This window comes from Aeribacillus sp. FSL K6-2848, assembly GCF_038004325.1.
GTDB classification, from domain to species: Bacteria; Bacillota; Bacilli; order Bacillales; family Aeribacillaceae; genus Aeribacillus; species Aeribacillus composti.
In genome coordinates this window covers 2,287,482-2,309,208 of the sequence record NZ_JBBOQQ010000001.1, presented here as the reverse complement: position 1 = coordinate 2,309,208, position 21,727 = coordinate 2,287,482, and the positions used below count along the sequence as shown (strand labels likewise).

20 protein-coding genes are annotated in these 21,727 nt (G+C 38.3%); 13 read left to right on the top strand and 7 right to left on the bottom strand.

The annotated features are described in order from the left end of the window. Positions 1–36: 36 nt before the first annotated feature. Complete coding sequence (locus tag NSS70_RS11165) at positions 37–1,344, bottom strand: cell wall-binding repeat-containing protein (RefSeq protein WP_340881577.1); 1,308 nt, start codon at positions 1,342–1,344, stop codon at positions 37–39. Positions 1,345–1,644: 300 nt separating this feature from the next. Here NSS70_RS11165 and NSS70_RS11160 point away from each other — a divergent pair, with 300 nt between their 5' ends. The 5 genes from NSS70_RS11160 to NSS70_RS11140 all read left to right on the top strand — a co-directional run bounded on the left by NSS70_RS11160 (position 1,645) and on the right by NSS70_RS11140 (position 6,932). Continuing rightward, complete coding sequence (locus NSS70_RS11160; protein ID WP_094245889.1) at positions 1,645–3,015, top strand: sensor histidine kinase; 1,371 nt, start codon at positions 1,645–1,647, stop codon at positions 3,013–3,015. Between the two features lie 2 nt (positions 3,016–3,017). Continuing rightward, positions 3,018–3,689 carry a response regulator transcription factor gene (locus NSS70_RS11155; RefSeq protein WP_066251597.1) on the top strand — a complete coding sequence of 224 codons (672 nt, stop codon included), beginning with the start codon at positions 3,018–3,020 and terminating at the stop codon, positions 3,687–3,689. 224 nt (positions 3,690–3,913) lie between these two features. Beyond that, on the top strand, positions 3,914–5,374 hold the full coding sequence (locus NSS70_RS11150) for an aldehyde dehydrogenase family protein (protein ID WP_066251600.1): 1,461 nt from the start codon (positions 3,914–3,916) through the stop codon (positions 5,372–5,374). Positions 5,375–5,898: 524 nt separating this feature from the next. Then, the gene (locus tag NSS70_RS11145) at positions 5,899–6,111 is read left to right on the top strand and encodes a hypothetical protein (RefSeq protein ID WP_066251603.1); all 213 of its coding nucleotides are present in this window, start codon (positions 5,899–5,901) and stop codon (positions 6,109–6,111) included. A gap of 293 nt (positions 6,112–6,404) precedes the next feature. Then, the gene (locus NSS70_RS11140; RefSeq protein ID WP_063387794.1) at positions 6,405–6,932 is read left to right on the top strand and encodes a nitroreductase family protein; all 528 of its coding nucleotides are present in this window, start codon (positions 6,405–6,407) and stop codon (positions 6,930–6,932) included. Positions 6,933–7,011: 79 nt separating this feature from the next. On the opposite strand, the gene NSS70_RS11135 is transcribed toward NSS70_RS11140, so the two are convergent. Beyond that, entirely contained in the window at positions 7,012–7,884 is an 873-nt protein-coding gene (locus tag NSS70_RS11135; protein WP_340806249.1) for a LysR family transcriptional regulator, read from the bottom strand. Between the two features lie 144 nt (positions 7,885–8,028). On the opposite strand from NSS70_RS11135, the gene NSS70_RS11130 reads away from it, so the two are divergent. From NSS70_RS11130 to NSS70_RS11110, 5 genes are all read left to right on the top strand, one after another. Then, entirely contained in the window at positions 8,029–9,174 is a 1,146-nt protein-coding gene (locus NSS70_RS11130) for an AbrB family transcriptional regulator (protein ID WP_094245887.1), read from the top strand. Between the two features lie 92 nt (positions 9,175–9,266). Beyond that, positions 9,267–9,545, top strand: a complete 279-nt coding sequence (locus tag NSS70_RS11125) for a YciI family protein (protein ID WP_066251612.1) — start codon at positions 9,267–9,269, stop codon at positions 9,543–9,545. A gap of 295 nt (positions 9,546–9,840) precedes the next feature. Then, positions 9,841–10,794 carry an alpha/beta hydrolase gene (locus tag NSS70_RS11120; RefSeq protein WP_340733825.1) on the top strand — a complete coding sequence of 318 codons (954 nt, stop codon included), beginning with the start codon at positions 9,841–9,843 and terminating at the stop codon, positions 10,792–10,794. Next, positions 10,791–11,333 carry a helix-turn-helix domain-containing protein gene (locus NSS70_RS11115; protein ID WP_339196309.1) on the top strand — a complete coding sequence of 181 codons (543 nt, stop codon included), beginning with the start codon at positions 10,791–10,793 and terminating at the stop codon, positions 11,331–11,333. Before NSS70_RS11120 ends, NSS70_RS11115 begins: the two co-directional genes overlap by 4 nt. Positions 11,334–11,634: 301 nt before the next feature. Next, complete coding sequence (locus NSS70_RS11110) at positions 11,635–12,882, top strand: restriction endonuclease subunit S (RefSeq protein ID WP_339196307.1); 1,248 nt, start codon at positions 11,635–11,637, stop codon at positions 12,880–12,882. A 54-nt stretch (positions 12,883–12,936) separates the two neighbouring features. On the opposite strand, the gene NSS70_RS11105 is transcribed toward NSS70_RS11110, so the two are convergent. Further along, positions 12,937–13,275 carry a helix-turn-helix domain-containing protein gene (locus tag NSS70_RS11105; protein WP_063387802.1) on the bottom strand — a complete coding sequence of 113 codons (339 nt, stop codon included), beginning with the start codon at positions 13,273–13,275 and terminating at the stop codon, positions 12,937–12,939. A gap of 174 nt (positions 13,276–13,449) precedes the next feature. Between NSS70_RS11105 and NSS70_RS11100 the strand changes: the two genes are divergently transcribed. The 3 genes from NSS70_RS11100 to NSS70_RS11090 all read left to right on the top strand — a co-directional run bounded on the left by NSS70_RS11100 (position 13,450) and on the right by NSS70_RS11090 (position 18,059). Beyond that, positions 13,450–14,172, top strand: coding sequence for an EAL domain-containing protein (locus tag NSS70_RS11100; RefSeq protein WP_339196304.1), 723 nt, complete (start codon positions 13,450–13,452; stop codon positions 14,170–14,172). A 390-nt stretch (positions 14,173–14,562) separates the two neighbouring features. Further along, positions 14,563–16,311, top strand: a complete 1,749-nt coding sequence (locus NSS70_RS11095) for a methyl-accepting chemotaxis protein (protein ID WP_339196302.1) — start codon at positions 14,563–14,565, stop codon at positions 16,309–16,311. Positions 16,312–16,814: 503 nt separating this feature from the next. Beyond that, positions 16,815–18,059 carry an HAD-IIA family hydrolase gene (locus tag NSS70_RS11090; RefSeq protein ID WP_340881573.1) on the top strand — a complete coding sequence of 415 codons (1,245 nt, stop codon included), beginning with the start codon at positions 16,815–16,817 and terminating at the stop codon, positions 18,057–18,059. Positions 18,060–18,585: 526 nt separating this feature from the next. Here NSS70_RS11090 and NSS70_RS11085 read toward each other — a convergent pair. The 4 genes from NSS70_RS11085 to NSS70_RS11070 all read right to left on the bottom strand — a co-directional run bounded on the left by NSS70_RS11085 (position 18,586) and on the right by NSS70_RS11070 (position 21,715). Further along, positions 18,586–19,218, bottom strand: coding sequence for a response regulator transcription factor (locus tag NSS70_RS11085; RefSeq protein WP_063387805.1), 633 nt, complete (start codon positions 19,216–19,218; stop codon positions 18,586–18,588). Beyond that, the gene (locus NSS70_RS11080; protein WP_340881571.1) at positions 19,211–20,257 is read right to left on the bottom strand and encodes a sensor histidine kinase; all 1,047 of its coding nucleotides are present in this window, start codon (positions 20,255–20,257) and stop codon (positions 19,211–19,213) included. Before NSS70_RS11080 ends, NSS70_RS11085 begins: the two co-directional genes overlap by 8 nt. Further along, positions 20,254–20,988 carry a cell wall-active antibiotics response protein LiaF gene (gene liaF, locus NSS70_RS11075; protein ID WP_066251251.1) on the bottom strand — a complete coding sequence of 245 codons (735 nt, stop codon included), beginning with the start codon at positions 20,986–20,988 and terminating at the stop codon, positions 20,254–20,256. Before liaF ends, NSS70_RS11080 begins: the two co-directional genes overlap by 4 nt. Positions 20,989–21,070: 82 nt before the next feature. Then, positions 21,071–21,715, bottom strand: a complete 645-nt coding sequence (locus NSS70_RS11070) for a PspA/IM30 family protein (protein WP_063387808.1) — start codon at positions 21,713–21,715, stop codon at positions 21,071–21,073. Between the last annotated feature and the right edge of the window lie 12 nt (positions 21,716–21,727).

Sequence of the window (21,727 nt, the reverse complement as noted above, 5' to 3'; positions counted from 1 at the left end):
GAAAACCGGGCGTTCAATTTTTACGCCCGGTTTTCCTTAATGCCCACCATGCCCGTGTCCGTCTTCCTGAGCAATTTCAAGCTTGTCATCTAGAATTCCTTGTGTTTGAAAGGAAATTTGTTTTTGATCTCCGATGATAAAACCATGATTGTAAGGACCTGTTGTCGGGTCATCTTGAAAGGGTGGCTTGATGCTTGCCAAGAAATCATATGTTTCTTGTTGAAGCTGTCCTTTGTTTAACCAAATCATCGGTGCATGTTTGCCGAGATGTGAAAACGGCGCGGCAGCTAAAGCAAGCTCTGGTGAATCTGTTGAAATAAAAGAAACACCATGGCCCGGTTCCGTTATACCCCATCCGAATTGAGTGTCTTTATCTTTAAATTTGGCAAATTCAATCGAAGTGGTTACAGGGTCATTTCCAGCTATTCGATGAACAGTCCCGTATTCTTTCAATTGATTTTCTACATCTTTAGAAATAACCTTCTCTGGTCCTAAAATATAAATGTTTGCTTTCTTGTTCCGTTTCTTAAGCGCATCTTTCGTTTCTTTAGGAAGCTCGTGTTCAGATGCAAACAGTATAGGCTCAGGCATATGGGAAATCCAATTAACGGCTGGTATGGAATATAGTTTATGTTGATCCTCTGAAGAAACGATGATCACGCTTTCTGGATAGCCTTCGGATACTTCTGCATAAGCTTGATCGACATTCCTTGCGAATTCTGCGGGATTTTTTCCTTTGATCTGTTCTATTTTATAACCTGACAACTGGTTGATGACATTGTTTGAAACATCTCCTAACACAACAATTTGAGTGCCGTTCCGGTTCCCAGTTGGATTTAACCGTTTGATTTCACTCAACACTTTATCGGGAATGTTATCTTGATGAATCAGTAAGATCGGGCCGTTATTTGGATGATGGATTAAGTCAGCTCCGGCTAATGTTGTTTGCCATTGACCAACAGGAGACAGAATAGCGGCTCCGGGTTGATTTTCTTTATGTGTGGCAGGCCAAATGGTTTGGGATACGTAAATGGATGCACGAATTGGATCGGCAACAGGAATTCTCGTTATATTTTTCGTGTTTTGAACAATTAAGCTTTCTTCAGCATTAGGATTGAATTGTGCAGGCGCTTTGGAAAAGTCTTGATTTTTTGTGCTCTGAGTGTCTTTTCCGTTATGATTGGCATGATCATTCATATTTTCGTGGTCCATTTTTTCATGATTCATGCCTTCTGTATGTTCTCCTGTATGGTCGTTGCTGCTTCCGTTGGAACATGATGCAGAAAAGAGCATGAAAGCTGTTAAAACGGTAAGAAAAATCAGCAGCTTACTATTTTTTTTCATTCTGATTCCTCCTCCTAACATTTTCTTTGCATCTGTTTTAACAAAAAAATGTGCAAAAATGATGGAGACGGTCCATTTTTGATCCTGTAAATTTTTTTATGCGAAAATTATTTACTCGCCAAAAGGTGTGCCCGCATTTGGCATCCGCTCGCTGTTTTAAAGTTCGGACGGGGGAGAACAGATAAGCGTTGGATGAAAATGATATAATGAAAAAATGAGAACAGAACGTTCGGTTAAAGGCGGCGAAGAGCTTTCCTTTTTGAAGAGGAAGCTAGTTGGCTGATAAGGAAGGGACAAAAAGTGAAAAAAATTTCGTTTAAATTAGGACTGCTATTTTTCGTGTTTGTTTTGGGAGTCGAAATCATTTTATTTGTCTCATTGTACATAACTTTGGTCAATTCAAGAATTGAGGAGGAGTTTGAGCATCTATTGGCGAGAGGGAATAACCATCGCGATGTGCTGGAAAAAAACTTTGACCATTCCACGCTGGAGCATGTGACGATGATGGAATCGGAAGCGGTGACGGATGTAGTGATTACAAATGAGAAAGGCAATATATTGTATTATTCCGATGACATATTGCCTTTTGCCAAAAAAATTGTAAATACAATGGACAGAACGATTCCGCATGACGGAATAATCGTGCAAAGAAATTGGCAAAAAGAGTCGCATATAGCGACAGTAAGCCCGATACGTATTGACGGCAAGATCAAAGGGTATGTCTATATGTTTCAAAATACCGATGCTATTCAAAAAATGATCTATAAGTTAAAGCATCATTTCGTTTTGGTTGGATTTCTTTCGGTATTTTTAACCATTTTGACGATCGCTTTTTTATCAAAAGTGATAACAAATCCCCTTATTCGTATGAAACAGGCAACCGAAAAATTGAGCAAAGGCGATTTTTCTGTTCGCTTGCAAGTGAAAGGGGAGGACGAATTGGCGGAGCTGGGGGAAGCGATTCAAACATTGGCGAGAGATTTGGAATATTTAAAAAAAGAAAGAAAAGAATTTCTTGCCAGCATTTCTCATGAGCTCCGAACCCCTCTTACATATGTAAAAGGGTATGCAGATATCGCAAGAAGGCCGAATCTAAAAGAAGAGGAGAGGAACCGCTATTTGTCCATTATTTATGAAGAAGCGGAGAATATGCAAAAGCTTGTAAAGGAACTGTTTGAATTAGCAAAGATGGATCAACATTCATTTCAAATCCATAAGGAACCGGCCAACCTGTGTGATTTCTTAAAGAAATTACATGACAAAATGCTACCTGCGTTTCATGAGAAAAACATGTCACTTATCTATAAATGTGAAAAAAACATTACCGTCCAAATTGACCAAAAGCGATTTGAGCAGGTGATGATCAATTTGTTGGACAATGCTTTAAAATATTCCGATGAAGGCTCAGTTGTATCGATTGAAGCAAGAGCGGAGAAAAACAGCATAGTGATCATTGTTTCAGACGATGGAATCGGAATTCCAGAGGAAGATTTGCATCATATTTTTGAACGATTTTACCGAGTGGATAAATCAAGATCAAGAACAAGCGGCGGTACTGGTCTCGGATTGGCCATTGTTAAGGAGATCGTCGAAGCGCACGGAGGAACGGTTTACGCCGCCAGTGAATACGGAAAAGGAACAAACGTTGTTATCACGCTGCCGGAGGTATAAGGATGTACACGATTTTGCTCGTTGATGATGAAAGAAAAATGTTGGACTTGCTGGAGCTTTATCTTTCCCCTCAAGGATATCATTGCGTCAAGTGCGAATCAGGACTATCAGCCATCCGATATTTAGAAAACAACAAAGCTGAACTTGTCCTGCTCGATATTATGATGGCGGAAATGGATGGCTGGGAAACCTGCCGGAAAATAAGAGAATTTTCAAACGTTCCTATTATAATGGTAACAGCAAGAGACCAAACATTCGACATTGTTAAAGGCCTCAAACTCGGTGCGGACGACTATATAACAAAACCGTTTGACGAAGCTGAACTGCTTGCTCGCATCGAAGCGGTGCTGCGTCGTTCCGCAGGAAAGCGTTCAATTATTGATGTTCAAGGATTGGTGTGGGATCAAGAAGAACATAAAGTCCATTTTCAAAACGAAGACATATTATTAACGCCGAAAGAATTCGATATTTTAGGGCTGCTTTTAAAGCACCCGAACAGAGCGTTCAGCAGAGAAGAAATCATTGTGTCCTTATGGGGATACGATGCCGAGACCGAAGAGCGAACCATCGACTCTCATATAAAAAATATTCGCGAAAAACTGAGACAAGCCGGTTTTCCAATCGATCAATTTCTTCACACTGTTTGGGGAGTAGGGTATAAATGGGGGAAATAGCTATATTAGCAGATTAGGTTTTTAATGTCTGCTGAGCGGGATTGTATGCATCTTTTATATTGTTGAAAGGAAGATGAGAGCCAGCTTATGTCCGGCTCTTTTTTTGTTTTTGGAACCAATTTACAGTTCATCTGTCATTTGCTTTCCGGCCTTTAGCAAGAATAATTTTGTGCGAACTATAAAAAACTACACTAAAATAAATAAATTGTAAAAGGGGGAACGATATGGAGCGCTTTGAGGAATTGAACAAAAGTTATATTAATGGTGAATGGGTCGAGGGATTAAGTAAGAGAACATATGAAAATTTGAATCCTTATGATGGAACTGTCATTCAAACGATTCGGCTAGCGACCTCACAGCAACTTGAACAAGCTTTTTTAAACGCAAAAGAAGCTCAAAAAGAATGGGGAAAAACGTCTTCTTGTGAGCGAGAAGAAGTGCTGCGGAAAGCAGCGGAATTTTTCAAAAAAAATCGCGACGAAATCATAAAAGTGATCTCTCGTGAAACAGGCGGAAGCTTCATAAAGGCTAACGTTGAACTTGACTTGACGGTAGGGCTTGTGGAAGAAGCTGTGAAAATGGCCAAGAAATTAGATGAAATGAGGGAAATTGAAGCCGATATAAAGGGGAAAGTGAATCGTGTTTATCGTCTTCCTTTAGGAGTTATAACATCCATCTCGCCTTTTAATTTTCCGATGAATTTATCCATTCGGACAATTGCTCCTGCTATTGCACTTGGAAACAGTGTCGTTCATAAACCTGATATTCAAACAGCCTTGACAGGAGGATCAATCATTGCGAGGGCATTTGAATATGCAGGACTGCCAAAAGGTGTTTTTCAATGTATTTTAACGGATATTGATGAAATTGGCGATGACATGCTCACTTCTCCGCATTCACAGCTTATTAGCTTTACTGGTTCAACGCCAGTTGGCAAGCATATCGGAAAAATTGCCGGCAGCATGCTGAAAAGGGTTGCCCTTGAACTAGGCGGAAATAACCCGTTCATTGTTCTGGCAGATGCAAATGTAGACCGTGCTGTTGATGCAGCTATTTTTGGAAAGTTTATACATCAAGGTCAAATTTGTATGATTGTAAACAGAATTATTGTCCATAAAAATAAATATGATGAATTTGTACAAAAATTTGTGGAAAAAGCCAAATCGTTGCCTTACGGAGACCCGTCTGACCCGAAAACAATTATTGGACCGCTTATAAACGAAACACAAATTGAAAAAGCTTTAAATATTATAAATGAAGCAAAAAAAGAAGGAGCAAAAATTGCGTTGGAAGGGAAGCGTATCGGAAATATTTTAACTCCGACTGTATTTGTGGATGTTGATAACAACAGCAAGCTTGCTCAAACTGAGTTATTTTCACCAATTGCTACGATCATGAAAGCGGAATCAGACGATCATGCAATTGAAATGGCGAATAATACAGAATATGGTTTAAGCTCTGCGATTTTTACAGAGGATTTAAGTGAAGGTGAACAACTAGGACTTCAAATTGAAAGCGGAATGACTCATATCAATGATCAAACAGTCAACGACAGCCCGACAATTCCGTTTGGCGGAACAAAGTCGAGCGGAATGGGTAGATTTGGAAATCCTTGGGTGGTAGAAGAATTTACGATGACAAAATGGATTTCGATTCAAAAAGAATATCGAAAATATCCTTTTTAACAACATCCCGACCTGCCAAACAATAAGGGATTTTTGAACGAACAGTTAATGGTTAACTGAAAATGAATTTGTGTATCATTTTTGCTTGGCAAATAATCATGACGTTTCCAAACTCTTTCCCGCGATTTTTGGGAAAGTTTTTTATGTTGTGCACTTTTAAAAATCTAGAAATGAGCAGGATGATCTTTTCTAATCTCGTGATATGAGCATAGATAGTTTTACTGTCACTATTTCTGCATCTTTTTAATATTCAATCCGGCTTCAAAAAACGATGAAGCGTGTGTCTCGTTATCTTAGGCAGCGATGGATTACGACTCAAGAAGCTTTCCAGCTTGTCGTTAAATATTTTCATTTATACTCTATTGGATAATAACGGGTGAATACTGGCTGCTTATTATCCGATTTCACTTTCAATCCGGCTTTAGCGTATTGTTCCAATTATTTTAATTATCATTGTTTAGAAATCTCTAATGTTCCAGTACCAACAAAAAAATGTTATTATTGGATAAAAAGGAGAAACATGTATGTCAAAAGAATCTGTTTCAGCTTTAGGGTATATACTTATTTCTATTGTTTTGATAATTTCAATTTATTTGTTAATTGAACCCAATTCACTAGTGCCTGAAGCATATAAGCTGGCTGTTGATGGTTATGTAATTGCTAGAACTTTAGTAATTCTTTTTATCTTGTATTTAGTGTCAAAACTAGGATTTTTATTTATAAATAAAAAAAATTAACTTCAAACTGTGAAATAATTAAAAAGTAAAGTGAATGGCTCTGTCGGTATCATAAGCTGCCATTATAGACAGCAGCATCTAAATAATAACGCTGTTCGTCCATTCCTATATTTTAATTTTTCGGAATGAAACTTCCTAAGTTTTGGCTAAAATGATTCTTTTGTGGATCCATATGAATCGATATAATGATTCCATATCATGTATTGAACAGGAGAGGGAAAAAATCGTTTATGAAAAGGTACATTCATACGAAAGCAAAATAGGCGAAAAAATAGAAAGAAGGATGAAGGTGCATGAACGTTTTTGAAGCTATACAGAAAAGACGTGAAATGACAAAGTTTCTAGATCAGCCTATACCAAATGAACGGTTGGAGCAAATTTTAGAAGCAGCTTATTTAGCCCCTTCTGGGAACAATCTTCCTTCCAGGGAGTTTATACTTATAACAAATCGTGAAAAGCTTGATGAATTGGCAAACGCCACGCCTTTTGTTTCTTGGTTGAAAGAGGCGAAAGCGGCCATAGCCGTTACAGGCTGCCCGGAAGTGAGCAAATATTGGCTGCAGGACGCCTCGATCGCATGCGGTTTTATATGGCTGACTGCAACTGAATTAGGTTTAGGGGCTGCTTTTGGTGCGATATATCACTCACAGGATCAAGAAGAATCAAAAAAACGGGAAGACTTTGTCCGGACAGCCTTAAACATTCCATCAGACCGCCGCGTAGTTGCAATATTAGGTTTAGGTTATCCTGAAAAGGAACCGCCCGCAAAAGAAATGGTTCGGAAGGAATCTATTATTCATTATGAACGGTTTCAAACGTAATTACGTTTGCGGAAATTTTGAAAAACCTTTTTCCAAGCAACATATGTAAGGAAAAAGGTTATACGAGTGTCATAGCATTTTATGGAATTTTTTGAAAATCGAGCTTTTCCATAAACTCGACAAACGCTTTCACAAATTTCAGTTGGATCGATTCCTTGTGATAAAACATCCAAGTTTTTCTTAAAATGGGCTTCCCATTTTTCGATTTCAGATCGATTTTATAAATATCGTCGGCATCATCTAAAATCAAGCTTGGCAAAATAGCGTAACCTAATCCGTTCAACACCATTTTTTTGCACGTATCTGCTTTATCGACTTCGATGCTGATCAATGGTGGTTGGGAGTAATTCTCAAACCACCAATTGTCCACTGCCGTTTTTAGCAAGGGATCCGTCCGGTAATCAATTCTCGGCAAATTTGGAAGATCGCGGAGATCTATTTTGTCTTTAGAAGCAATACAAATGGATTCCTCAAATAGTAATCGTTTTTGATCGTTCCAGCTGTAAGCTCCTTTTACGAAAGCGACATGGACTTCGTGGCTGTGGATCAAATGGGCTATCTCGCTGCTCGAGCCTGTCAGGACCTTAAATTCAATGTCGGGATACTCGTTTTTAAAAAGCTTTAAAAGACCGGGGAGTTTATAATCTGTAAAGTAATTGGAAACCCCTAATCTTAATGTGCCGGTTACTCGGTTCTCCATGTTCACAACATTTTCTTTTATTTTTTGTATTTTCAGCAGCATTTGATTCGCACATTTCGCTAAATATTCTCCTTGCGGGGTAAATTCAACTCCCCGCCTTCCTCGATGAACAATCTGTACACCGAATTCCTTTTCAATTTGCTGAAGCCGGTTTGTTAAAGCTGGTTGAGAAATATATAAATTTTTTGCAGCTTTTGTAATGTTTTTTTCGTTGTAGAGAACTTTCAAAATAAGCCAGTCTCGATCATCCATCGTCATCACCTCTCTTTTTCCATCAATAATTTTTATAATCATGCATAGATTATTGATATTTTATTTATATCTAAAAAAAGTATACAATATGTTTGTAGCAAGTTCGAATGCCGCAAGATATTTTGTTTAGAAAGAAGGATTGAAATGATACGAACGAAAGGTTTCTTGCGCAATGTTTCGTTTATTTTATTCAGCAGTATTGGAGGATTGCTTTTATCTCTAACAGGCCTTTCCATCGGCTGGATGCTCGGAACATTGGTGATGGCAGGGGCTTTTTCATTTTGGAGCCATACCAATTCAACATCGTCCGATGACAAGTATGTTTTGCCCCGATTTTGGATGAATGCTGGGCAATTTATTTTGGCGATTGAATTAGGGCAAAAAATCAATTTGACAGTTATAGATATTTTTAGAGATCATTGGATGTCCATCATGACAATGCTTCTCTTGTCCATTGTTTTCTCGCTGCTGTCTGGACTCGTTTTGTGGAAGTTCAGTCATACAGATTTATTGACTAGTTTGTTCGGAACGGTGCCCGGGGGCTTGTCTGTTATACCCGGCATAGCAGAAGAAGTCGGGGGCAACATTGGTGTCGTCAGCATTATACAAACGATGCGGGTATTTTTAGTAGTGCTTGTGATCCCGTTTCTTGTTTCTTCATTTGCGGTCCATTCTGCGAAGCTTGAAGTTTCGAACAACCAATCAGCGTTCATTTTTCCTAGCTTGGAAATGGACGAAATGATTTGGACGGCAGTATTGGCACTAGGGGCATTGGCAGGGTATTACATTGGAAAGCGGCTGAAGTTCCCTGCACCTTGGCTCGTTGGCGGAATGCTTGGTGCTGCTAGTATTCAAGCAGCCGGCTCATCATTTGCAGGCCACAACTTGACGCCATGGTGGCCGAACATTTTGATCATAGCGGCGCAAGTTTTCATCGCTGCAAGCATCGGCTCGAAATTTCATAAAAAGATGTTTACAGGGCTAGGGAAAACAATGGCGGTTGCTTTATTCAGCACGATTGGTTTAATTCTTTCCTTGTTTATTTGCGCTTTTATTGTTTCAAAGCTGACTGGAATAACCTTTGTCACAGCAGTTCTTGCATTTGCGCCGGGCGGTATTACGGAGATGGCTACAACAGCCGCTGTACTTCATGAAGATTCAACATTTGTTGTGGTCGTTCAAGTACTGCGCATTGTGTTAGTATGCATCGCAGTACCTCCATTGATCAAACTGCTCCATCAAAGAAGATTGCGCAATAGAGCACATTCGCATGCAGCAAGAAATATTTGATTGACATTAGGAACTTAAGACATGAAGCTTTTCAAGACTGACAGCTTCAAGTAAAATGGTAAGCGATGAATCTAATAGAAAGAGTGGTTGAGATGAAATATTTTGTCGTATTATTGCCGATGAAAGATGAAGAAAAAAGCAAAGCGTTTCGGAATGATCACTTGAATTATTTAGAGCAGAAAGGAAAAGAAGGAAAAATATTTGCAAAAGGCAGATTTACCGACGGCACAGGCGGTATGGTGATTTATCGCGCCGGCTCTTTTGAAGAGGCCGAAAAGCTTGCGAAAGAAGATCCATATGTTGTGACTGGCGCTAGAGGGTATGAGATTCACGAATGGGAAATGGTCAGCGACGCAGTGCTCCCAAATTAAGATTTTGATAGGAAAGCCGTTGTAGAATGATAGAACATTTGCATCGGTGCTGTCCGTTAGTCTCTAAAATAAAGCCCTTAGAGAAAAAGAGCTGTTTTTCTCTAAGGGCTTTTGTATGTTTACGATTTTTCTCAAAAAAACAGTTCGCAGATGCCGACTGCTTTCAATATGCTGTGGGCTGAAGGCACAATTCTGATAACATTTATATGCAAAAAACAATCATCAGAATTTTCTTGACTTATTTGTTATTATTATCGATAATGATAATAATAACATAAATAAAGGAGAAATTAACATGATTGAACAATTTGTCAGCTTTCAAAGCTGCGGATATGAGTTAAAAGGAACATTATCCATGTTACAAAACAGCCAAAAGCCGGCTATTCTCATTCTTTCCGGTTCTGGTCCGTTGAATCGCGACGGCAATGATGCAAAAGGAAAATTCCAGTTGAATATATATAAGCAATTGGCATCATTTCTTACTTCTTTAGGATTTATCGTGTTGCGATATGATAAAAGGGGAGTTGGTGAAAGCGGCGGCGATTATTTATCTGCAGGAATGTGGGATTTCGTCCGGGATGCAGCTAGCGCTGTACAATTTTTAAAACAACATCCGCTTGTTGATGAAAATCGGATCATTGCCTTGGGGCACAGTGAAGGAACAACATTGGCAGTTGCTTTAAACACCTTGGAGAAAATGGATGGGCTCATTCTTCTCTCAGGGGCAGGGGAGAGGCTGGAAGAAGCTTTAACGAGACAGAGAAAGCTTGTGTATGAAGCTTTAAACAATGTAACAGGTTTAAAAGGAAAAATGATCCGCATGTTTAACATCGAGCAAAAAAACGAAAAAAAGTCGAATGCCCTTTTTGAAAAAATCATGCAATCTGATCAAGATGTGATCAAAGTTGGTTTTCAAAAAATAAATGCTAAATGGTTTCGGGAGCATTTGCAATACGATGTGCTCGAAGATTTGAAAAAAATAGAATGCCCTGTTTTGGCCATTACCGGTGACAAGGACGTTCAAGCTGATCCGGAAAAGCTCAACCGCCTCCCCGCTATAGTGAAAGGGGAGTTGGAATATTATATGATTCAAAATATGGATCATTTATTGAAAAAACAAGAAGATGAGATTAATATGTTGAAAATGAAAAAAAATTATATCAAAAATGCGGATCAACCGCTTCACGAAGAGCTTTGCGACCATTTGAAAAATTGGTTGAACAAACGGTACAATGAGGTGTTTTCATGATTGAATCAAAAGCTGCTTTAATCTTGCATCCGGTACGGATTCGGATCATTCAAACATTGATCGGAAAACGCTTGACTGTGCAGGAAATAATGGAGTTTCTGCCGGAAGTTCCGCAAGCATCCTTGTACAGACATTTAAAAAAACTTGAAGAAGCAAAGCTGATTGAAATCGTTGAGAAAAGAAAGATAAGGGGAACAATAGAAAAAGTTTATGCCTTGCCGGATGAAACGATTGGGCTCGAAGACAGCGATTTGCAGCATATAAGCAGAGATGAACATTTGAACATATTTATGAGATTTATCGCCAATATTTTAGCGGATTATGAGAGATATTTACGACAAGAACAAATCGATCTCCTAAAAGATGGGGTGGGATTTCGGCAGGTTCGCTTTTATGCAAGCGACGAAGAGTTTTTTCAATTTGCTCAAACTATCAACCGGGCGATGAAAAAGCTAATGGAAAACCAGCCTGCTCCTAACCGAAAAAAAAGAATTTTTACATCTATCATCATGCCGGAAGCAGAAGAAAAATTAAAATAGTGCAGTTTTTTTTATCCGCTTTGATTGGAAATGAAAAGCTAATCAATATGGATCAAAACAGGAGGATTATGTTCTGAACGAGCTATAACTAGAAAAATTGGGGAAGCGATCTGATTGTTGCTTCGGAATTGTCATGGGGCTGTCCAGAAAGTCAAAATCCACTGAAAACGAAACATCATAAGCATTGATATATCAACGGATCAACGTTTCTAAAACATTAAAGGGGCGTCTATAAGCCGGAAAATCGACTTATTAGACTGCCCCATAAAGTTTCAAAATTAATGCATGTGGAGGAATTTATGTGGCGAGCTGGAAGAAAGTTCGGCTTGGTGAGATTGTTCAAATAAATCCTGAATCATTAACGAAACAATTTCCCTTTCAAATGATCGATTACATCGATATTTCGTCTGTTGGAACAGGCGAACTGAGGGAGACATCGCAATATTTGATTCATGAAGCGCCCAGCAGAGCAAAAAGGCTGGTTCGAGCAGGCGATACAATTCTTTCGACCGTCCGTCCGAATCGAAGATCCTTTTTGTTTTTAAAAAATCCGAAAGAAAATCAAGTTGTATCGACCGGTTTTGCGGTTCTTCGGCCTACGGAGCATATTCATCCGAGGTATGTGTATTACCTTATTTCCAATCAATCTTTTACAGATTATTTAGTTTCTCAGGAACAGGGAGCTGCGTATCCGGCTGTCAGCATGGATTCTATTAAAAATGCGCTCGTATTGCTGCCGGACATGCGGACGCAAGAGAAGATTGCGGACATATTAGGAACAATTGATGATAAAATTGAACTGAATATCAAGATAAATAAAACGATCGATGAAACGATCATGACACTTTACAAATACTGGTTCATAGAGTTTGGGCCTTTTAAAGATAGAGGGTTCGAACTTTCTGAATTGGGAATGATTCCGAAAGGATGGAAGGCAGGAACATTAGGTGAAGTTATAGAATTACAAAATGGATATGCTTTTAAAAGCAAGGAATGGAAATGTGAAGGCATACCAGTAATAAAAATAAAAAATATTGTCCCGCCTTTCATCAACAAAGAAGATGCAGCATATGTAGATCCATCTTTATTCCATCGATTAGATCGTTTCAAAATTACACAAGGAGATCTGCTCATTGGGCTAACAGGCGCTGAAATCGGGAAATGCGGCATTTACTATTTTGAAGAACCCGCATTATTAAATCAACGTGTCGGCAAATTTTATTCTAGCGTGCACGAGATGAACACATTGCCATTTGTCTATGCCATAACTAAATTGCCGGATTTCCGCCAAAAAATTTTAGATCGGTCTACTGGATCTGCACAGCCGAATGTCAGCGCGGATGAGATAAAAAAAATGAAAATTGTGCTTCCGCCGGATGATATTTTAAAAAAATTTATACGTTTCACCAGCAATTATTATGCGATGCTGATACAAAATGCCAATGAAAATGACCGGCTCAAAAAAATGCAAAACGCTTTGCTGCCCCGGCTTTTATCAGGGGAGATGGATGTATTAGATGCTGAAAAGCATGTTGCTAACATGCTGTAAAATGATAAATAAGTTCCAAAAAGAGGGGGATTGTTCCCCCTTTTTGGAATACTGCTACTTATCTTTCCAGTTCAATAGGAGATCAAGCATGTTTAGTATGAATTTTTGATCTTCAACCGGCCTTGCCTGAAGTTTTGTAATAATTTGCGACAAAGTATAATCTGGTTTTTTTGAATTTGGTTGAATAGATTTAAATAATTCCTCTAAAGAAACCTCAAGCGCCGTTGCGATTTTGTTTATGCTTTCCAATGTTGCGTTTTTTTCGCCTCTTTCTAATTGTCCAATATAAGTAGCATGTAGATTTGCTATATCTGCTAATTCTTCTTGACTCCACCCTTTCTGCTTGCGAAAATTTCGGATTCTTTCTCCGATTATTTGCTGTATTTTAGTCATGAACCGTCACTCCTTGGGGATAATAGTGATTCCTTTTTACAATCTACTATGAGAGTTAAGCCCCCAAGAGACTATTGATATTAAAAGTATTAAAATATATACTAAAAATATGAAATATAACATTAGACATTATCCGGAATAGGTCTATAGATAGACGTCTAGGAGGTTCTTCCATTGGTTAAATGGGAAATTAGAAGGATAAAAGAAATTATAGATAACAAATCATTTTGTCATTTTTTTCAACCTATTTATGAATTAAAAGAATCAAAAATATATGGATACGAAGCTTTGCTTCGCTGCAAATATTTTTCCGATCCGGAAATTTTGTTTCAAATCGCCCGTGAATGCGATTTTTTATATGAACTGGATACTTGCTCCATTCACAATGCAATAACATCGATGGGAGACCGGCAGCAAAAGCTGTTTATTAACGTATTTCCATCGACGATTGTTCATCATTCTTTTACCCAATTTATAAAAAAAATAAACCTTTTTTTTCAGTCGACCGAAAAAGTAGTTTTTGAAATAAATGAAAGTGAAAAAATCGAAAATATTGAATTGCTGAAAAAAAATATTCAATTTTTAAAAGATGAAGGGTATAAAGTTGCCGTTGATGATTTCGGAAAAGGTGAAATATCGTTAGAAACCATTGTCGATTTAAACCCGCATTATATTAAAGTCGATCGTTCTTTAGGCCAAAATTTATATAATTCGGGCAAAAATCAAGATGTTATTAAAAAGCTTTTATTTCTTTGCGAACGTACCAATATGAAACTAGTTTTAGAAGGAATTGAGAAAAAAGAAGATTTAGACATGGCTAAAGCATTGGGGGTTCATTACGCTCAAGGATATTTATTAGGCGAGCCGAAGCCGATGAGGGAGAATACAAAAAAATAATTGCTTCTTATTCATAGTAAATGAATTAGAAAAATAAATTTTATCGGATCGAACATATAGACTATTTTCAGATTATTTTTGCTTCATTGACGTAAAAGAACCGCAATAAATGGACGATATATTTAATAAAAACGCTTAAATATCGGGTTATCGGTTGATCATATTTTTTGATCATATACGTTCATGCGAAAGCTAAAAAAATACAATTTTAACAATAAATGATTAATTAACTAAAAAAAGTATGTTTAGAGACCGATAATTAAAATGTCAAGCAACCAATTTCGGATTTGGGGAGTGAAAATGGATGGAAATGAGTTTGTAACGCTTTTCTAAGAGGAAAGAACTAAGTCTTTAAAAAAATTATGGCTTAACAAAGGAGTAATGATTTTCATGAAAAAGAAATTTCAATTCACGATACGTATGAAGCTAATGACCATTTCATTTCTATTATTAACGATTCCGTTAGTCATTTTAGGCTTGTTAAGCTATCAGAAAACAACTTCCAGTTTAAACAAGCTGGGGGAAAAGAAATTAAAAAATAGCGTCGAAATGACCATTGAGTTAATCGATGCGTTAAATAAAGAGGTTGAAAAGGGAACATTGTCTTTAGAAGAAGCGCAGGAACAGGTAAAAGTTGCGATATTGGGGGAAAAGAATGCTGACGGCAAACGGCCAATTAATAAAAATTTTGATTTAGGCGAAAACGGATACATGCATATTATCGATCAAAAAGGAACTCTTATTGCACATCCAGTTATAGAAGGCAGACAAGGCTGGAATGACGAAGATTCCAAAGGCGTAAAATTCAATCAAAAAATGATTAAAACCGGAAATGAAGGTGGCGGTTTAACTTATTACGAATGGGCTTTGCCTGACAACGAAAATCGAATTGAAAAAAAAGTCGCCTATTCAAAAACTGATCCTCATTGGGGATGGGTTGTATGTGCGGGCACGTATTTAATGGATTTCAATCAGCCGGCTAAAGATCTTCTCGTTTTTTTAATGATTGTCATTGGCGCAACGATTGTGATTGGATTTTTCATCGTATGGCTGTTTTCAAACAGCATTTCCAAACCAATACACGCCGTATCTGAGCGCATGCATTTGCTGGCTAATGGAGATTTAACACAAGGTGAAATAAAAATCCGTTCGAAAGATGAAACACAAAATCTGGCACATGCCATAAATCAGCTACAAAATAAACTGAAAGAAATGATTACAAACATTTCGAATGCTTCTGAAGTACTGACAAGCCACAGCGAGGAGATGACCCACTCTGCAAATGAAGTGAAGGCCGGATCAGAGCAGGTTTCAACCACCATGCAGGAATTGGCATCAGGCGCTGAAACGCAAGCAAGCAGCGCGAGCGACATGGCAGCAAAGATGGAGGTATTTGTCGAAAAAGTTCAAGATGCCAGCGAAAAAGGGGAGCATATTGAATCAGTCTCCAGAGAGGTGCTTGAAATTGCCGGCAAAGGAAATAAACTAATGATGTCTTCTACCGAACAAATGTCGAAAATTGACGAAATTTTCCAACAATCTGTTGATAAAGTGCTCGGTTTAAACGAACATTTGCAAAAAATTACAAAACTCGTATCAGTCATACAAGGAATTGCGGACCAAACGAATCTTCTAGCATTAAACGCAGCGATTGAAGCGGCAAGAGCAGGCGAAAACGGAAAAGGCTTTGCAGTAGTTGCAGATGAAGTAAGAAAGCTCGCTGAACAAGTTTCCGTCTCAATCTCAGACATAACAAGCATTGTCGACAATATCCAAAATGAATCAAAGAATGTAGTTGATGCTTTAAAGAGCGGCTATCAGGAGGTTGAACAAGGAACAGAGCAAATTAAAAATACAGGCGCAACATTTCAAACGATCAACAAAGCTGTTACGGACATGGTTCATCATATTCAAACGATTGCGAACAACTTGAAGGAAATCGCTTCCAACAGCCGGGAAATGAACCGTTCCATCGAGGAAATAGCCTCGATCTCCGAGCAATCAGCAGCAGGTATTGAGCAAACCTCTGCGGCAGCCGAACAAACAAGCAGTTCTATGGAAGAAGTGGCGAACAGCTCCGAACAACTAGCGAAGCTAGCCGAAGAGCTGAATGAATTTGTACGGCAATTTAAGCTTTAGAAAATAGAAGAATGTGTTTGATTTTTTTGATATCAGAAGATGTATTTGGGTGGGGATAAATGTCCTCACCTTAAACTTTTGAGCGATACATAGACCAACTCCCTGCAGAAAGGGGGATAATATTCCACATCACATTTTCTTCATTAAAACCGCCTTTTTGCTGCATGAACGATAAATCTATTATAATCATATGTAGAAGTGGAAATAAAGAAAGAAGATTCCTCCTCATACAAGCTCATGCAAACTTTCAAGCAAGGCAAATCGTTTCATTGAAACATCTTTTGGTTTGACAGCAAAAAAACTTCTAAAAGTTTTGCGCAAGTTTAAGAAATGGTTCATTGAGAAAACGATTGTTTTAACACGAGTTAGTTTTGAGGTATTTTAAATAAGTTCAAATCTTTTCGAGAAAACGATCACTTTAACTTGAATTAGCTTGCTGATGAGGAGGTTTTTTCAATCAGCTTGTTTCATGCGAAAATGGTTCACTAAGGAAGGATGATTTCATGATCATAGATGATTTTGACGTGTTTTTATTTGACCTAGACGGAGTGATTTACATAGGAGAAAATCCGCTTCCTGGGGCAGTTGAATCTTTGCGGCGCTTGCGTCAAGAAAAGAAAATGATTCGGTTTCTTACAAATGATCCTTGTACTACGAGAGAAAAAATTGCCGGACGGCTCAAGCGAATGGAGATTACAGCAAGTCCAGAGGAAATCATTACATCCGCTTGGTTGACAGCTCAATATTTGCGAAAACAAAATATTCGCAGTGCCTACGTGCTGGGGGACGATCATTTACAGCACGAGTGCAGTCAAGCAGGAGTAATGGTTGTAAAGGGTGAAGAGGAGGCAGAAGCCGTTGTTGTCGGCTGGAGCGGAAATGTATCTTTGTACGATATTCAGGAAGCGGTAAAACAAATACATAATGGTGCGAAGTTTATTGCAACGAATGCCGATATGAGTTTCCCTACTTCGAAAGGTCCTTTGCCTGCAACAGGTGCTGTTGCCGAAATGATACGAGCATCAACCGGAAAAAAACCGTACATTGTCGGCAAACCGAATCCATTTATGTTTCAAAAAGCGATCGAATCGATTTCATCTAAAGCAAAAGTGGTTATGATCGGCGATAACCCTTCAACTGATATATTAGGAGCTCATCAAGCAGGGATTCAAGCGATTTTAATTTCCAACGGGAAGAATGCACCGTTTCCATCTCCCGGGGATTACCGCAATCCGGATGCGGTGATCGGCAATTTGCAGTCTTTATTTGATGATCGTGTCAAAATCATACAATGGCATCCGCGTGATTTTGCGTGGCCGGAGCGGATCGAAGCAGGAGTGGCGGGGATTATTTTTAATGAACAGCAGCAAGTTCTCTTATTGAAACGAGCAGATAACGGATTATGGGGTATTCCATCAGGGCATGTAGAGCCGGGAGAAAAGGTGGAAGAAGCAATTATAAGAGAAATTTACGAAGAAACTGGTCTTGAAGTGGAGGTAACCCGGCTGATCGGCATTTACTCAGATCCGGATTCGCAAATTTTTTTATACCCAAACGGCGAAATCAGCCACTTTATTACAACTTGCTTTGAGTGCAAGATCATTGGGGGAAAGCTGCGCCAAAAAACAGATGAAACCCTTGATGCACGATTTTTCGATCCAAACAATCTGCCGGAAAACCTTTTAACGATGCATCCGAGATGGCTGCAAGATGCATTGGAAAAAGAGCATGCTCCATATATACGATAAAAGCCGGAATACTGTTGGGGGAAGTTGCGTCTTGTTCAAGTGTTGCGCTATGAAGATTATGAATCTTATTTTGCCCCCATCCTAAGCCTGGAAACCAAAAGGCTTATTGGATGTGCTATCTGCAAGGGAAGGCTGCTTTTTTTGCCTGTTGCATAAATGATCATAATAGGACTTTTGTTCACCTATTGTTTTTTTAAGAGAAAACTAGTTTTTGGCGGAAAACGAATAGGAGGATTTCTGATTTCTTTTACCGATTATTTCGATTTCCGCCATCGTTTCGCTTGAGATTTTTGAGTTATTTTTAGCCGATTTTATCAAGCGTTAACATGTTTATATTTGCTTTTGTCGACGAATATGCATTCATTTGGTAGATGAATAACATCGCTTTCTATTAGGTTGGGAAAACTAGCAATTTTTTTGTTTTGATTATATGTAAAATGATAAATAAATTTCGAATGAAATTTCCTGTATTTGTGCTTCGGTGAAAAACCATTCCACTTTCTCTTTTCTTCGCTTATTGCCAATTTTACTTGATTAGCGAATGCTTGAACGCATAAATGACGGCTTGGGTGCGGTCTTGAACGCCCAGTTTGCTTAAAATGTTGCTGACGTGAACTTTGACGGTTTTTAATGAAATGAACAACTCATCTGCAATTTCTTGATTTGATTTCCCTTGAGCCATTAAAAGCAGCACTTCCATTTCTCGGTTTGTTAATTCTTCATGAGGATGGCGGTTTTGTTTTTTATTCATTCTTGCCATCATTTTCGTTGTCACTTCAGGCTCTAAGACAGATTGTCCCTGATATGTTGAACGGATCGCATCGGCGATTTCGTCTGCTTTTGAAGTTTTTAACATATAGCTGACAGCACCGGCTTCAAGGGCAGGGTAGACTTTTTCATCATCGAGAAAGCTTGTGACAATAATGATTTTTGCCTCTGGCCATTGATGAAGTATTTCTTTTGTCGCTTCAATCCCGTCCATTTCCGGCATGACGAGGTCCATTAAAATAATATCAGGCTTTAATTGTAAAGCTAGTTCAATGCATTTTTTGCCATTATCAGCCTCGCCGACGATTTCTATGTCAGGCTGGGACGATAAAAAAGCCGAAACGCCGATTCTTACCATTTCATGATCATCAACTAGTAATACTTTAATCATTTTTATCACCTTCATCTGTTAACAACGGTACTTTTATTTCCAATCTAGTTCCTTCATGAGGGACACTGACAATTTGCAATGTTCCGCCGATTTCGGCTGCACGTTCATACATGTTTTGCAAACCATATGCTCCTGATTTTGCCGATTGAACGTCAAATCCTACACCATCGTCGACAATCCGTAAAATGGCCATATTTTTCCGTTTGATCAGCAATACTTCAAGTGTATTCGCTTTGGCGTGGCGAAGAGTGTTTGACACCGATTCTTGCAAAATGCGGAATAAATGGTCTTCAATCCCTTTATCTAGAGGAAATTGCTCTGTCTTCCATTGGATGTTCATCGGCACCTTTTGCCGCAGCTCTGTGAGCAGTTCTTCAATTCCAGTTTGCAAAGATTTACCTTTTAAAGGGACAGGCCGCAAATGCAAAAGAAGAGCGCGCATTTCAAGCTGGGACTGCTGAATAATTTCTTCAACTAAATGGATTTGTTTGCTCGTTCCTTCATCGATTTTTTCATTGTTTCCTTTAACAGCAGAAATGAGCATCGAGGCCGCAAACAAGTTTTGACTGACAGAGTCATGCAGCTCGCGTGCCAGCCTTTGCCTTTCTTGTGAAATGATTTCTTCCAATCTTTTTTCTTGTTCTTTTGCGTTTTCACCTGCAAGTTTTTGCGTTAATTTCGTCTGTTCAATGAGATGATGCTGCACTTGGTCAATTCGAAGGTTGATTTCATCTAATTCTTTAATGTTTATATGTTCATTTTGTTTAACCGTTTCTCCTTTTGTTATTTTTTTTAGTTTGTCTTCAATCTTGTGTAGTTTATCTTTAAAAGGAAGTCCGAATAGAATGCCGAAAAGCAAGCCGATGGCGCTGCTGATTACGAACGTGAAGAGGATAAACGGAATATCAAGAATTTTTTGTTTCCATAGTAATGTCCAATTAGGAAACAGGAACGTAAGCAAAAGCGAAACAGTGAAAAATAAAAAAGTGACTACTGATGTTACTAAGCAGATAATAATTTGTCTTTGCAATACATTCATGTTCTTTTCACCTCTATTCTGCCAAAGGTTATAGAGGTGATGATTTTCACTTTTTGGGCAGATTCATGATAGTTTTTGGACTCATATCGAATTGTTTCGTTCCATACATTCGGTTCACTATAATCAAAAATGGAGTAGGAGCCGATGAAACCGGAATGGTGGACGGACACTTCCAGCTCGTAAGGAACAATTATTTCGATATTGCCGATAAGCTTTCGGATGACAATCACCGCTTCACCTTTCGGAAGAATCGTATAGTTTAAATCTATTACTGTATCGCCGATGCCTGTTTGAATGTTGACATCGTTCCATCTGTATATTTGTTCTTCGGTTCGCTGCGTTCCGAACAATCTGTTTTGAAAAAGAGGCGTTTTGGAAAATGTCTCTTCTTGCGAGAGGATTGGATCTGCTTCTTCAATTTTAGGAGACTTTTTAGCAGCTACCTGCTTGTTTTGAACATAGTGAAAAATAAAGTAAATGAAAACAGCAAATAGAAGCAGTCGGAATGTAAACATATTGAAAAAAGATAGAACGCCGCCGATTATTCCGATCCAAAATAACAATAATCCTGATTTTTTCGGCATTCTTTTTCTTCCAATATATACGCAAAAAATCATCATCATTAGGAAGAAAAGGGCCTCACCATTGAAAAATAAAAGCTCTGCGATGAATAAGATGATGCCAATGACGAAAATCCATTTTGTAAAATCTATTTTCGATTGATGAAACACGAGGCTCCTCTCCTTCCTATTAGTGTGAACATAAATATGGAAAGGCGTAGAGAACTACGCCCTTATAGCATAACAATTTACGTTAAGAATTTGAATCCGTTTCTTGATTTTTTAATTCTTTTTCAAGCTTTGCGATTCTTGCATCAAATGTTAATGTATCGTATCTGTTGTTGATTCGATTTTCCAGTTCATCAAGGTAATTCTCTATTTCAGCAAAGCGAACAAAATGGTTCTTTTCGGAATTATGCTGCTCAAGAACTTGGTTGATCCGGGAGTAGGCGCGTGCAATATTTTCTCGTCCCATCAGCTCCATGCGCTTTATATGCATATCTTTTAATTTATGTTTCATTTCTTCATATTTATGTTCTAAGTCAATGAGCTGTTTCGTTGCTTGTTCAAGCGCTTGTTTTAATTTTGATGCACGCTCCTCATACTGCTGCTGCTCGTTGATGGCAAATTGATGCAATTCTTCTTCTTGCGCTTTCAACGCAATTTCGGCTTGATATTTTCTTTTTTCTTTTAAGTGTTCAGCATGGTTGTATTCTCTTAACAGCTCTTGTTTTAATAATCGTTGGCGTTCGATTAATTTTTGAACCTTTTCAACTTCCTTTTCACATTGGCGCAAATATTCATTTAATAGCGCAATTGGATTCCTTTGTTCCTGTTCATTCAATAAATCATGTAAATCGGCCATAATCACATTTTTTAATCTCGTAAATATGCTCATTTTTTTCCCCTC